Annotated in this window: 12 protein-coding genes; 6 read left to right on the top strand and 6 right to left on the bottom strand. The window is 45.8% G+C overall.

Annotated features, from left to right (window positions below; all coding sequences use genetic code 11):
- Positions 1-177: 177 nt before the first annotated feature.
- Positions 178-2,427, bottom strand: coding sequence for an inorganic phosphate transporter (locus I2I13_RS16875; RefSeq protein WP_148365046.1), 2,250 nt, complete (start codon positions 2,425-2,427; stop codon positions 178-180).
- Positions 2,428-2,785: 358 nt separating this feature from the next.
- On the bottom strand, positions 2,786-4,963 hold the full coding sequence (gene ppk1 / locus I2I13_RS16870; protein ID WP_195650048.1) for a polyphosphate kinase 1: 2,178 nt from the start codon (positions 4,961-4,963) through the stop codon (positions 2,786-2,788).
- Positions 4,964-5,018: 55 nt separating this feature from the next.
- Here ppk1 and I2I13_RS16865 point away from each other — a divergent pair, with 55 nt between their 5' ends.
- From I2I13_RS16865 to rfbB, 3 genes are all read left to right on the top strand, one after another.
- Positions 5,019-5,516: a metallophosphoesterase gene (locus I2I13_RS16865; protein ID WP_148365048.1), complete on the top strand. Its 498-nt coding sequence runs from the start codon at positions 5,019-5,021 to the stop codon at positions 5,514-5,516.
- A 152-nt stretch (positions 5,517-5,668) separates the two neighbouring features.
- Positions 5,669-6,538: a glucose-1-phosphate thymidylyltransferase RfbA gene (rfbA, locus tag I2I13_RS16860; RefSeq protein ID WP_074559082.1), complete on the top strand. Its 870-nt coding sequence runs from the start codon at positions 5,669-5,671 to the stop codon at positions 6,536-6,538.
- A gap of 21 nt (positions 6,539-6,559) precedes the next feature.
- Positions 6,560-7,699 carry a dTDP-glucose 4,6-dehydratase gene (gene rfbB, locus I2I13_RS16855; protein WP_148365049.1) on the top strand — a complete coding sequence of 380 codons (1,140 nt, stop codon included), beginning with the start codon at positions 6,560-6,562 and terminating at the stop codon, positions 7,697-7,699.
- Between the two features lie 90 nt (positions 7,700-7,789).
- Here rfbB and I2I13_RS16850 read toward each other — a convergent pair whose 3' ends face one another.
- Positions 7,790-8,683, bottom strand: a complete 894-nt coding sequence (locus I2I13_RS16850) for a 1,4-dihydroxy-2-naphthoate polyprenyltransferase (protein WP_195650047.1) — start codon at positions 8,681-8,683, stop codon at positions 7,790-7,792.
- 88 nt (positions 8,684-8,771) lie between these two features.
- On the opposite strand from I2I13_RS16850, the gene I2I13_RS16845 reads away from it, so the two are divergent.
- The gene (locus I2I13_RS16845) at positions 8,772-9,833 is read left to right on the top strand and encodes a metallophosphoesterase (protein ID WP_148365050.1); all 1,062 of its coding nucleotides are present in this window, start codon (positions 8,772-8,774) and stop codon (positions 9,831-9,833) included.
- On the opposite strand, the gene nadD is transcribed toward I2I13_RS16845, so the two are convergent.
- Genes nadD through I2I13_RS16830 form a run of 3 tightly spaced genes read right to left on the bottom strand, consistent with a single transcriptional unit; the run spans position 9,768 to position 11,913 of the window.
- A complete protein-coding gene (gene nadD / locus I2I13_RS16840) occupies positions 9,768-10,394 on the bottom strand; it encodes a nicotinate (nicotinamide) nucleotide adenylyltransferase (RefSeq protein WP_195650046.1) in 627 nt (208 codons plus the stop codon). The genes I2I13_RS16845 and nadD overlap by 66 nt on opposite strands.
- Before the next feature lie 27 nt (positions 10,395-10,421).
- Positions 10,422-10,988, bottom strand: coding sequence for a guanylate kinase (gene gmk / locus I2I13_RS16835; RefSeq protein WP_148365052.1), 567 nt, complete (start codon positions 10,986-10,988; stop codon positions 10,422-10,424).
- Positions 10,989-11,031: 43 nt separating this feature from the next.
- Complete coding sequence (locus I2I13_RS16830; RefSeq protein WP_148365053.1) at positions 11,032-11,913, bottom strand: YicC/YloC family endoribonuclease; 882 nt, start codon at positions 11,911-11,913, stop codon at positions 11,032-11,034.
- Between the two features lie 89 nt (positions 11,914-12,002).
- Between I2I13_RS16830 and tsaB the strand changes: the two genes are divergently transcribed.
- Positions 12,003-12,692, top strand: a complete 690-nt coding sequence (gene tsaB / locus I2I13_RS16825; protein ID WP_148365054.1) for a tRNA (adenosine(37)-N6)-threonylcarbamoyltransferase complex dimerization subunit type 1 TsaB — start codon at positions 12,003-12,005, stop codon at positions 12,690-12,692.
- 36 nt (positions 12,693-12,728) lie between these two features.
- Positions 12,729-13,340 carry a DUF4290 domain-containing protein gene (locus I2I13_RS16820; protein ID WP_148365055.1) on the top strand — a complete coding sequence of 204 codons (612 nt, stop codon included), beginning with the start codon at positions 12,729-12,731 and terminating at the stop codon, positions 13,338-13,340.
- The last annotated feature ends 27 nt before the right edge of the window (positions 13,341-13,367 follow it).

The following is a 13,367-nucleotide window of genomic DNA, read 5'->3' as shown; positions in this document are numbered from 1 at the left end:
ATATACAATTTTACCAGATCAAATACTAAAGAGTAGAGCTTTTTTTAAACCTATTTCTGAAAAAGAAAGGACTGTTTGACACCCCTTACTTATGTAAACAGGGTTTATCAAACAGTCCTTTCCTTGCAGATTATGATTCGTCCATTTTTCAGTGGACAATCCTTGTTTTTTTTGTCCTTACGGCATTTCTGTTTCCATCTGGAATTTACGGCTTACTTTCATCAAATTGATGGTGTAAGTGACTACGTTCTGTGCTTCCTGAACCATCGTGAGATACACCATGCTCACCCGGATGCTTCCTGATTGGCTTTGAATACGTTGCAGTTCCTTACGTTTCAATACTGAAAGTTGTCCGTTGAGGTCGTTGGCACGACGGATTTCTTCTTCGAGGTCATTGTACTCGTTGTTTTCCATTTTCTTACGACACTGCTGAATCAGATAGGTGATATCTTCGGTCACATCGCTGAATTCGCCTTTCTGAATGGCATCCAATGGGTTGAAATTGTTGTCGGTATGTTCGAGGCAAGGTTCACAGAGGCGGGAAATACTGTAGACCAATTCGCTGGCGAAGTCGTTGCCTTGATAGTAATAAAGTCCTTTTTCGAGTACGGTGTTATTATCGAGACGGCACATAGCGACGGTGCCCGAACGTTTCATCTGTTTGATGAGCTGTTTCTCAAATTTAGTGGACCCCATGGCGCGACGTAATCCTCGCAGATTTTCATGAAGGAATGAAGTGACAGTCAGTTCGAAATTTGTTTCTGCGTATTCCAATACTTTGGAAAGTTCTTCGCGGGTGTGCTTACGCATCAGTTGCAGGGCTTCTGTACTGTCTGTGGCTTGCATCAGTTGTTTCAGCGTTTCGTTACCTTGTTCTTTCGCTTTGCGTTTCTTGTACATCACCTGACTACGGATCAAGATGAATACAGCTATACCGATGAGGGCGATGATTGAGATGTTGCCTCCATAATGGAGTACGAGAGCTACGAAGAAACAGATGGTGAAGGCGGCTCCGGCAGTGATGAACCAGCCTCCGATGACGCTTAATACGCCGGTGATACGGTAAACGGCTGAATCACGCCCCCAGGCGCGGTCGGCCAGGGAAGTACCCATAGCTACCATAAAGGTTACGTAAGTGGTGGAAAGGGGAAGTTTCAGGGAGGTTCCCAAGGCGATGAGCAGGCCGGCCAATACCAGGTTGACAGAAGCGCGGACAAGGTCGAAAGCGGCTCCGTCGGCTATGATTGCTTCGTCTTTGCGGAAGCGGGAGTCAAACCATTTTTTGCTGCCGTCCGGCATTATTCGGGAGATTCCGTTGGCAAGTGTCATACTGATGCGGACTACTGTGCGGGCGATCGGGGTGCTTCCGAATGCTTCTTCTCCTTCATCTTGACGGGAAAGGTCGACAGATGTTTTTATTACGGCGTGTGCTTTTTTAGAGGTGCAAAGGGCGTAGACCATGACGGCTCCGGCTCCGATAAGAAAATACCACGGGGTTTTAGCGGGGCCCAGCAAAGAGGTCATCAGGAAGCCGTTCGGATTTCCTGCTCCATTGGCGGTATAGTCCATAAAAGAGGAGAAACCTGCGAGGGGAACACCGATAAAGTTGACAAGGTCGTTACCGGCAAAAGCAAGGGCAAGGGCGAAGGTTCCCATCAGTACGACGACTTTGAAAACATTGATTTTCATCCAGTGAAGGATTTGCATCAGTACGGTGGAGAATACAAAGAAAACGGTGATTAGCATCAGGGTGTTGTCTTGTATCCAGTGTTTGTTTTCGGGAGTCATGAAGGAGCTGTCTTTCAGTCCTTTGATGAGCATGAAGTAGATGATGGCAGTAGTGGCTACTCCTCCAAAGAGGGCGATGCTGTATTTCATCTTTTTCGTATAGTTGAAGGTGAAGATCACACGGGCAAGCCACTGTACAAGCATTCCGAAGAAGAAGGCGATAGCGACGGAGACGAAGATCGCCATAATGACGGAGAGGGCTTTGTCGGTGTTGATAAGGTCTCCCAAAGCAAGGGTGTCGCTATTGTGTACTTTGATGAGGGAAAGGGCGAACGTTCCTCCGAGTAGCTCAAAGACTAATGATACGGTGGTGGAGGTGGGCATCCCCATAGAGTTAAAGACGTCCAACAGTACTACGTCGGTCAGCATGACGGCTAGCAGAATGCACATGATTTCGGCAAAGTAGAAGTGCTCTGGTTGGTAGATGCCGTGACGAGCGATGTCCATCATTCCGTTGGACAGGGAGGCGCCGATGAAAATGCCGATGCCGGCTATGAACAGGATGGTTTTGAACGAAGCGGCCTTGGCGCCTACCGCCGAGTTCAAAAAGTTGACTGCATCGTTACTGACTCCGACTATCAGATCGAAAACAGCTAGTACAAAGAGGAAGATGATAATGCATAAATAAATAGTCTCCATAATAAATATATGTGTATGTTGTTTCCGGCTGCAAAGGACGGGATTTGACGTTGCAGGGAGGTGTCATATATGTTACATTTATATTACAATCGTCTTTCTTTTGTCTTGAAACAAAAGAAAGAAGCAAAGAAAAATTCAAGGCTGACTTTTTTCTCCTACTCGCTCCCTGCACTGCGCTAAAGGGCAGAAACTCGCTACGCTCAAACAGTCTGCCCTTTTTGACGCTCCGCTACGGGAGCTCGCTTGACGGAGAAAAAAGTAGGCCGGAGAGGCGTGCGGGGGGCTGCAGGTTGCCGGGCTTGGGGCACGGGTATGGGATTCTTATGTTAGTTAGTTAGTCAGTTAGTTGGTTGGGGGGTTAGTTATTTGTTTTGTTTAGCCAGTCATAGAAGGTGTATTGGGCTCGTACAGCGGGAGTGCCGGGCGTTCTTTTTTTGAAGATGTTTCGCAGGTTGTTGTCTACCCAGCAGGCTTTTTGGTTGTCGGAGAGCTGGATGTTGAGCATTTCGATGAGGCCGTCACGCAGGTCGGGGGAAAGAATGGGGGTGACGGCTTCGATGCGACGGTAGAGGTTACGACGCATCCAGTCGGGGGAGCCCATGAATACTTTGGGTTTGCCGTCGTTACCGAAGTACCAGATACGGGCGTGTTCGAGGAAACTGTCTACAATACGGGTGACACGGATGTTACGACTGTATGACTGTCCGGGGATGAGGCAACAGATTCCACGAACGATGAGGTCGATTTGCACGCCGTGTTCGGATGCTTCGTAGAGGCGGTCGATCATGGTGGGGTCTTGAAGGGCGTTCATTTTGAGGATGATGCGTCCTTGCTTGCCTTGATCGGCGAGGGCTATTTCACGGTCGATGAGGCGGTTCAGCTCCGGGATGAGGTTGAAGCGGGCGACGAGAAGGGTGGTGAACTTCGGGTCTTCTTTGCCTTGCAGGGTGCGGAAGAGGTTATAGAGGTCGGCCACTATCTTCGGACGGCAGGTGAAAAGGCCACAGTCGGCGTAGAGAGTGGCGGTCTTTTCATTAAAGTTACCGGTGCTGATATAGGCGTAGCTGGGTATTTTTTCACCATTCGGTCCGCGGCGGCGGATAAGAGCTACTTTGGCGTGTACTTTCAGACCGGGTATGCTGTATATTATTTTAATGCCGGCGGCTTGCATCATTTCGGCCGTAGCAAGGTTGTTTTCTTCGTCGAAACGGGCTTTCAGTTCCACAAATACAGTGACTTTCTTGCCGTTTTGGGCGGCGGCTATCAGGGTGTTGATGACGGCGGAGTTTTCGGCTACGCGGTATTGGGTTACCATGATTTCACGGGTTTCCGGGTTGTGCACGGCTTCATATAAGAAATGGATGAAGTGCTCGAAAGAGTGATAAGGGTAATATAATAACAGGTCCTTCTTGGCGACGTGGTTGAAGATGGATTCTTTTTCGTCAAGGATAGTCAGCTTCATTGGCTTCGGTTTTTCGAGGCTGTGAAGAGATTTGTTCGGGTTGGGAAGATGACGCAGGTCTTCAAGATTCAGGTGCTTGTCGCCGGGGACAAGTTCATCGCGCTGAATATGGAAGGCGTCTACCAGAAAGTCCAGAAAGTCATGAGGCATACCACGGTCGTAGACGAAACGGCAGACGTCACCGATCTTGCGTTTCTTCACTTTCTTCTTGAGTTGGGCAACGAGGTCGGCACTGCTGGCGGTGTCGTCAATCAATATGTCAGCGTCACGGGAGATTTTGATGCAGTAGCTGGAATCAACGTCGTAACCGGGGAAAATCAGGTTGAGGTTTGCCTTGATTATATCTTCGGTAAACATCAGGTAATGATTTTTCTCGCGGGATGGAAGTTCGATGAAGCGGGGTACTTTGGCGTAGGGCTGCTTCATTACGAAGTAAAGGGGCTGCCGATATTCTGTTACATTTGTATCTGCTCCATCACTTTTTCTTCGAGTTATGCGTTCTTCTGTATATTTTTCTTTGTTAATAGATTCTTCTGTTTTTTCTTTATCTTCTTTCCTTTCGTCTTTTGCTTCTTTCTTCGGATAGACTCGTATCGCCAGATAAAGTCGGTTATCTCGTAGGAAGGAGACTATTTTATCTTTGGATACAGGCACAGGTTGCAGGTAGGGAAAGATTTCTTCCCGGAAAAAGTCTTTAATAAACTGCTGGTGGAACGGTTCGACATGGCTGTCCTGATAAAAAATAATGTGGTTTTTGCGCAGGGCAGGTAATAGTTTCTCTTCATAAATGCGTACACGGTCATCCAACTGGCGAGTGACTTCTTTATTGATTTCTTCTACCAGTTCACGGGCGGATTGTACGGTTTCTTCATCGCTTTCCGTAGCACCGGAGGCAACTGCTTTATGATCGGCTACCCGGATTTTGTAGAATTCTTCGAGGTTGGAAGAGTAGATAGAGATGAAGTTGATACGTTCGTAGAGCGGCAGACGCTCGTCCAGAGCCTCCAACAATACGCGATAATTGAATGAGAGCCAACTGATATCTCGCTTGAAATAATTATATTTGCTTTCCATGTGCTTTAAGATTTTTCCAAATATAGTATCTTTGTGGGATTAAACAAAGAAATTTATGACAAGAATTGGATTATTATCTGATACTCACGCTTACTGGGACGAGAAATATCTGGAATATTTTGAACCATGTGACGAAATTTGGCATGCCGGAGACATCGGTTCGCCGGAGGTAGCGGAAAGGCTAGCCGCCTTCCGTCCATTCCGGGCGGTATATGGAAACATTGACGGGCAGGAAATCAGAAAGCTGTATCCGCAAATAAACCGTTTCACGGTGGATGGTGCAGAAGTACTGATTAAACATATCGGCGGTTATCCGGGGAAATACGACCCTTCCATCATCGGCAGTCTGATGACACGTCCGCCCAAACTTTTTATCAGCGGACATTCTCATATATTAAAGGTGAAATATGATAAAACGCTGGATATGCTACATATTAATCCCGGAGCTGCCGGCATGTCCGGTTTCCACAAGGTGCGAACTTTGGTACGTTTTGTTATCAATCAGGGGGCCTTTCAGGACTTGGAAGTCATCGAGTTGGCGGACAAGTTGTAATACTGTGCCAATATGATAATGTGATAATGTGCCAATTTGCTGAGTTATCACTTAATTGACACATTACCATATTGAAATATTAGCAAATTATTTTTGTCCTTTCAGATTTCTTTCCGACCTTTGCACACTGTTAATGAATAACTCAGACGAACATGAAAGGAATTATTCTAGCCGGTGGTAGTGCCACCCGACTTTATCCGCTCTCCAAAGCGATTTCCAAACAAATCATGCCTGTGTATGACAAGCCGATGATTTATTATCCGTTGTCAACACTTATGTTGGCAGGAATACGCGAAGTGTTGATTATTTCGACTCCACGCGATTTGCCGATGTTCCGCGACTTGTTGGGAACGGGTGAGGAACTGGGTATGTCTTTCTCCTATAAAATTCAGGAACAACCTAACGGACTGGCACAGGCTTTCGTATTGGGAGCCGATTTCCTGAACGGCGAACCGGGCTGTCTGATTCTTGGGGATAATATGTTTTACGGACAGGGCTTCTCCGCCATGCTCCGCCGGGCTGCCAATATAGAAAAGGGCGCCTGTATCTTCGGTTACTACGTGAAAGACCCACGCGCTTATGGTGTAGTGGAATTTGACGAACAGGGAAAAGTGATTTCACTGGAAGAAAAGCCGGAAGTACCGAAAAGCAATTATGCCGTTCCGGGACTTTATTTCTACGATGCCAGTGTGACAGAAAAAGCAGCGGCTCTTCGTCCTTCAGCACGTGGAGAATATGAGATAACAGACCTGAACCGTCTGTATCTGGAAGAAGGTACATTGAAAGTGGAACTTTTCGGACGCGGATTTGCATGGCTCGACACGGGTAACTGTGACAGTCTGCTGGAAGCTTCCAACTTCGTGGCCACTATTCAGAACCGGCAAGGTTTCTACGTCAGCTGCATTGAAGAAATTGCCTGGCGTCAGGGATGGATTCCGACGGAACAGTTGCTTCTACTGGGTCAAAAACTCGAAAAAACCGAGTATGGGAAGTACCTTATCGAATTGGCTAAACAATCCTAAAATCAACATAAAGAATAAAATATGAAAACTTATCTAGTGACCGGTGCCGCAGGATTTATCGGGGCAAATTACATCAAGTACATCTTAGCCAAACATAACGACATCAAAGTCGTGATATTGGACGCTTTGACGTATGCAGGTAACTTAGGAACGATTGCCAAAGACATCGACAACGAACGCTGTGTCTTTATCAAAGGAGACATTTGCAACCGCGATGTGGTAGACGGTCTTTTTGCTGAGTATCGTTTTGATTATGTAGTGAATTTCGCTGCCGAGAGCCACGTGGACCGCAGCATTGAAAATCCGCAGCTGTTTCTGATTACCAACATTCTCGGAACACAGAACTTACTGGATTGTGCACGCCGTGCATGGGTAATGGGGAAAGACGAACAAGGATATCCGACTTGGAGAAAAGGTGTACGCTATCATCAAGTATCTACCGATGAGGTGTATGGTTCATTGGGAGCCGAAGGATATTTCACAGAAACAACTCCGCTTTGCCCTCACAGCCCGTACAGTGCTTCTAAGACAAGTGCAGACATGGTGGTAATGGCTTACCACGACACTTATAAAATGCCGGTGACGATTACCCGTTGCTCCAACAACTATGGTCCGTACCACTTCCCGGAAAAATTGATTCCGTTGATTATCAAGAATATCCTCGAAGGAAAGCATCTTCCCGTTTACGGTGACGGTAGCAATGTGCGCGACTGGCTTTATGTGGAAGACCACTGCAAAGCAATCGACCTCGTTGTGCGTGAAGGTCAAGACGGAGAAGTGTACAACGTTGGCGGACACAACGAGAAGACAAACCTCGAAATCGTGAAACTGACAATTTCGACTATCCACCGTCTGATGGCAGAAAATCCCGAATATCGTCAGGTTCTCAAAAAGAAAGTGAAAGACGAAAACGGCGATATTTCAATCGACTGGATCAACGAAGATCTGATTACTTTCGTCAAAGACCGTCTGGGACACGACCAACGTTATGCTATCGACCCTACCAAGATAACAAATGCCTTAGGATGGTATCCCGAAACTAAATTCGAAGTCGGCATCGTAAAGACAATCGAATGGTATTTAGCCAACCAAGCTTGGGTGGAAGAAGTTACCAGTGGAGATTATCAAGGTTACTACGAAAAGATGTACGGGAAAAATTAAGAATTAAGAATTAAAAATTGAGAATTGAAAAATAATACTATTGCACAGCATTATAAGCGCAGCCATTTCTCAATTTTTAATTCTCAATTCTCAATTTATCAACATTCCTATTGCAATAAGAACACCCATAAGCAGCATATTACGCGAAGTCTCGCCTAATATGCTGTTTAATTTTTTACCGCTGTATATTTTCACCATCCGTTTCCAGGTAAGGAAATGAGGGATCAGATAAAGTTGTGGAAGAAAAGCGGCGTAGAAATGACCTTCACGGAGGAAACACAGACAGAGAAGAGAAGCAGTAATCCCCAACATCAAATAAAAATAGCGACCGAATTTCTCGCCGAAACGAACGATCACTGTCCTTTTTCCACTGCGTGCATCCGCTTCGCGGTCACGATAATTATTGACTACCAACAAGGTATCGATAAGCAGTCCGCAGATTAAAGAGGCAATAGTGACATCCGGTGTCCAAGTTAGCGCCTGTACGTAATATGTTCCGCCTACGGGTACAAAGCCGAAGAAGACAATCACCAATACATCGCCCCAACCGTTGTAAGAAAGAGGATAAGGACCGGTGGTATAAAGAAAGGCAAATAACACACAAAGCACTCCTACGATCATCAATTCCCACCCGGCAAAAAAGAGTAACGTACAGCCAATAAGGCAGGCAAGAGCAACCGTAATAATAATCCCGGTTTTCATCGCTTGCGGAGAAATCCATCCCTGCGCACAAGCACGTTCGGGTCCTAACCGGTCTTCCCGGTCTGTCCCTTTGAGGAAGTCGAAAAGGTCATTGATGAAATTAGCGGCAATCTGCATCAGACTTGCAAACAGACAGCAGATCAGTGCAGGCAACCAATGAAAACGTCCGTCCATTGCAGCAAGAGCAGTACCGATCATAACCGGGGTTATGGCCCCTGTCAGCGTTTTGGGACGTGCAGCTAATATCCATGCTTGTAGCGAGTTACGCTTTACTTCTTCCATACTTTAATATATTATAAATAGTTTTGACGGACAAAGATACATGATTTTTCGTATCTTTGCACCCCGAAAAACTTCAAACTAAGAGAAGATGAAGAAAATAAAAACAATCTACCCTGTTATCCTGTTGACATTACTTTTGTTGGTTTCCTGTAAGTCGAAAAAGAATATGGTGGCTACCTTGCCACGCCCTGTTTTAAATTCAGATTCTATTTATCCGGATACGGCTAATGCCATAGCCGGGGTATTCTCCCCCGACCACTCACAACTCAAAGAGCTGAATATTTCTAAAAACAAAAAGCAGAATACAAAGAAAAAGACTTCTACCGATACACACGAATCGTCAGACCTGGTACTGCGGGGAACAAAAATCACTTCTTCCAACGTAAATGTATCTTCTGTCTATACAGGAGTGGATCGTGTAGTAAAATATGACTTTACCCACCGCGATGTTCCCGAAGCCTTTGAAGGTTTCCGTATCGCTTTCATTTCCGACTTACACTACAAAAGTCTGCTGAAAGAGAAAGGGCTGAACGACCTTGTCCGCCTGTTGATTGCTCAAAAGGCTGATGTGCTTCTGATGGGTGGTGACTATCAGGAAGGTTGTGAATATGTGGAACCTTTGTTTTCTGCGCTGGCACGCGTAAAAACACCGATGGGAACTTATGGAGTAATGGGCAATAACGACTACGAACGTTGCCACGATGATATTGTGAATACAATGAAACACTACGGAATGCGTCCGTTAGAACATGAAGTAGATACGCTTCGTAAAGACGGGCAGCAAATCATTATCGCCGGAGTGCGCAATCCTTTTGATCTGGGGCGCAACGGAGTATCGCCTACTCTGGCACTCTCTCCCAAAGATTTTGTCATCTTACTGGTTCACACCCCGGATTATATCGAAGACGTTTCAGTAGCTAACACCGACCTTGCCCTGGCAGGACACACCCACGGCGGACAAGTCCGTGTATTCGGAGTTGCCCCGGCACTTAACTCACACTATGGCAATCGTTTCATCACGGGACTGGCATATAATTCTGCAAAAATACCTTTGATTATAACAAACGGAATAGGAACCTCCAAATTACCGATTCGCGTCGGCGCTCCGGCAGAAATCATCGTTATTACTCTTCATCGATTGACAGAGTAAACTGATAGTCTCCCAGACCTTTGGATGCACAAAGTATCGAACATCTTTCCCTGCATCCAGTGCTTCTCGAATAAAAGTAGAACTGATTTCAAATACAGGGGAATGAACGAGACGCACCGTTTCCGGCAATTCCTCTTCTTTGACGGGAAAACCGGGACGGGGGTAAATAAGAATCTGATTCTCTTTTATGATACGTTCGGACTGATACCAATATCCAAAACGTTCCCAATTATCGGAACCGATAATGAAATAAAACTCGCGGTCGGGAAATGTCTCGCGCAGTTTCTCCAACGTATATACGCTATATGAGGGACGAGGCAAATGAAACTCAAAATCTGAAGCCTGAAAACGAGGATAGCCACTGATGCTCAACTTTACCAGTTCGAGACGTAATTCATCATTCCATAACTTCTCCTGTGCTTTCAAAGGGCTCTGCGGACTCACCATAAACCAGATCTCATCCAACCCTTCACACTCGCAAAGATAATTGGCTAAAGCAAGATGCCCGATGTGAATCGGATTGAATGATCCGCTGAAGATTCCGGTTTTCTGTTTTTTCATTTGTATCATCCCGCCCTAGTAGTTCTCCTACAAATTCAGAAACTCTTTGATTACTTTCAAAGCTTCCGCTTTAGCAGCCTCCAAATCGTCATTGACAATCACACAATCGAATTGCGGAGCAAAACCCAATTCATATTCCGCTTTAGCGATGCGACTTTCAATCACTTCCGGCGCATCCGTTCCGCGTCCTTCCAACCGACAGCGTAATTCTTCCACCGAAGGCGGCTGGATAAACACCGACAACGCACGATCACCATAAAACTTCTTGATATTGCATCCGCCAACCACATCTACGTCAAACACCACATTCTGACCCGCTTCCAATTGCCTTTCTACCTGCGCTTTCAGCGTTCCGTAATAACGGTCCTTATACACCTCCTCATACTCCAGAAATTCGTTGTTCTCAATGCGTTGGCGAAATTCTTCCGGTGTAAGGAAGAAATATTCAACCCCATGCTGCTCCGTTCCACGCGGAGGACGGCTGGTAGCAGAAATTGAAAACGCTAAATTCAAGTTCTGCGTCAGCAGATAATTGATAATAGTAGATTTGCCCGAACCCGACGGAGCAGAGAAAATAATTAGCTTACCGGTCATAAGTTTAATGAAGAATTAAGAATTAAAAATGATAGATACTGTTTTACATCACGTTCAGCACCTGTTCCTTAATCTGTTCCAGTTCATCCTTCATCTGAACTACGATCTTCTGCATTTCAGCATGATTGGACTTGCTGCCTAACGTATTGATCTCCCGACCCATTTCCTGGGCGATAAAACCAAGCTTTTTACCTTGTCCGCTACCCCCTTCCATCGTACTGATGAAATATTTCAGATGGTTGCTAAGGCGTTGTTTTTCTTCGTTGACATCCAGCTTTTCGATGTAGTAAATCAACTCCTGTTCCAGACGATTCTTGTCATAGTCTACGCTTAACGTCTTTTCGAGAGCATCAGTGATGCGTTCCTTCACTTTCTCTACACGTTCTTTCTCGTAAGGAGCAATCTGTTCGAGCAAGCTGTTGATGTTGGCAATCTTCTCACGGAACTTCTTCTCCAATGCAGCCCCCTCCTGTTTGCGGAAATCTACCAAATGACTGATGGCTTCAAGTATGGTAGCGTGCACCACGCTCCATTCCTCATCCGTCAGTTCCTGAATTTCCGTTTTCGTCATCACGTCCGGCATGCGGAGTAATAGTTGGAGCCAGTCTTCCGGTGCGGGACAAGGAATCCCCAGTTCGCGGCTTATCGAATCCAACTGGCTATAATAACTTTTCAGCAGCTCCTTATTGATGGGAGCAGCATCCGCACCCTCCTTCTTCTCTATCCACAGGCTGAAGTCAGCTTTTCCACGTTCCAGAACTTTAGAAATCTCATTACGGATTTCAATCTCTTTTTCACGATACGCCGGAGCGATGCGAGTGGACAAATCCATTGCCTTGCTGTTGAGCGACTTGATTTCTACATTTATTTTTTTATCAGGAAGTTCGGCCGTAGCTTTACCGTATCCTGTCATAGACTGTATCATAACCTTAAAGTTTTGTGCAAAAGTACACGAATATTTTAAGAATTGGAAATAATCATGTAAATTTGCGACAATTTAATAAGCTGATTTTTATGTCGTGTATACTGAATATTGAAACCTCTACCTCTGTTTGCTCGGTAGCGGCCAGTCAAGACGGACAGACGATTTTTGTGAAAGAAGACTTGAAAGGCCCTTCACACGCCGTGTCTTTAGGAGTTTTTGTAGATGAAGCATTGTCGTTCATAGACAGTCATGCCATCCCTTTGGATGCCGTTGCAGTGAGCTGCGGACCGGGTTCGTACACCGGGCTCCGAATCGGGGTTTCTATGGCGAAAGGAGTTTGTTACGGGCGCAATATCCCCTTAATCGGTATCCCGACGCTGGAAGTATTGAGTGTTCCGGTGCTGTTGTATCACGACTTGCCCGAAAATGCTTTGCTTTGTCCGATGATCGACGCCCGCCGCATGGAAGTATATGCAGCCGTTTATGACCGTCGTCTACAAGTGAAACGTGCAGTTGCCGCCGACATCGTAGATGAGAACTCTTATCTGGAGTACTTGAACGAACAACCGGTTTATTTCTTTGGAAACGGAGCCGACAAATGCCGCGGACAGATTACGCATCCGAACGCACATTTTATCGACAATATCCATCCGTTGGCTAAAATGATGTTCCCACTGGCAGAAAAAGCAGTGGCCGATGAAGACTATAAAGACGTGGCTTACTTCGAACCTTTCTACCTGAAAGAATTCGTTGCCTCCATGCCGAAAAAACTTCTTTAATTTTTTAATTTTTAATTCTCAATTTTTATTTAATAAATGCAATACAATACTCAACAGAAAAGAATGCCGCTTCCCGAATACGGACGTAGCATCCAGAACATGGTAGATTATGCGTTGACCATTCAGGATCGTGCAGAACGTCAGCGTTGTGCCAACACCATCATCAACATTATGGGAAATATGTTCCCCCATTTGCGTGATGTACCCGATTTCAAGCACAAGCTTTGGGACCACTTGGCTATCATGTCCGGTTTTGAGCTGGATATTGACTACCCGTATGAAATCATCCGCAAGGACAATCTGGTGACCCGCCCGGACCATATCCCCTACTCCACTGCCCGTATGCGTTACCGTCACTACGGACATACGCTGGAAATACTGATAAAGAAAGCGATCGAATTCCCCGAAGGAAACGAAAAGAGAAACCTGATCGCCCTTATCTGCAACCACATGAAGAAGGATTACCTGGCATGGAACAAAGATACAGTGGACGACAAAAAAATTGCCGAAGACCTGTACGAACTGTCCAACGGGGAACTCCAAATGACCGACGATATCGTCCGGCTGATGGCAGAACGCCTGAACCAGAACTACCGTCCGAAGACGAACTATACCAACAATCGTCAGAACAATAAGAGAAGATATTAAAATAAGTATTAGGTATTAAGTATTAAT

This window comes from Bacteroides sp. D55t1_190419_B8, assembly GCF_015558905.1.
Classification (GTDB): Bacteria; Bacteroidota; Bacteroidia; order Bacteroidales; family Bacteroidaceae; genus Bacteroides; species Bacteroides vicugnae.
This window is presented reverse-complemented; position numbering and strand designations above follow the sequence as displayed.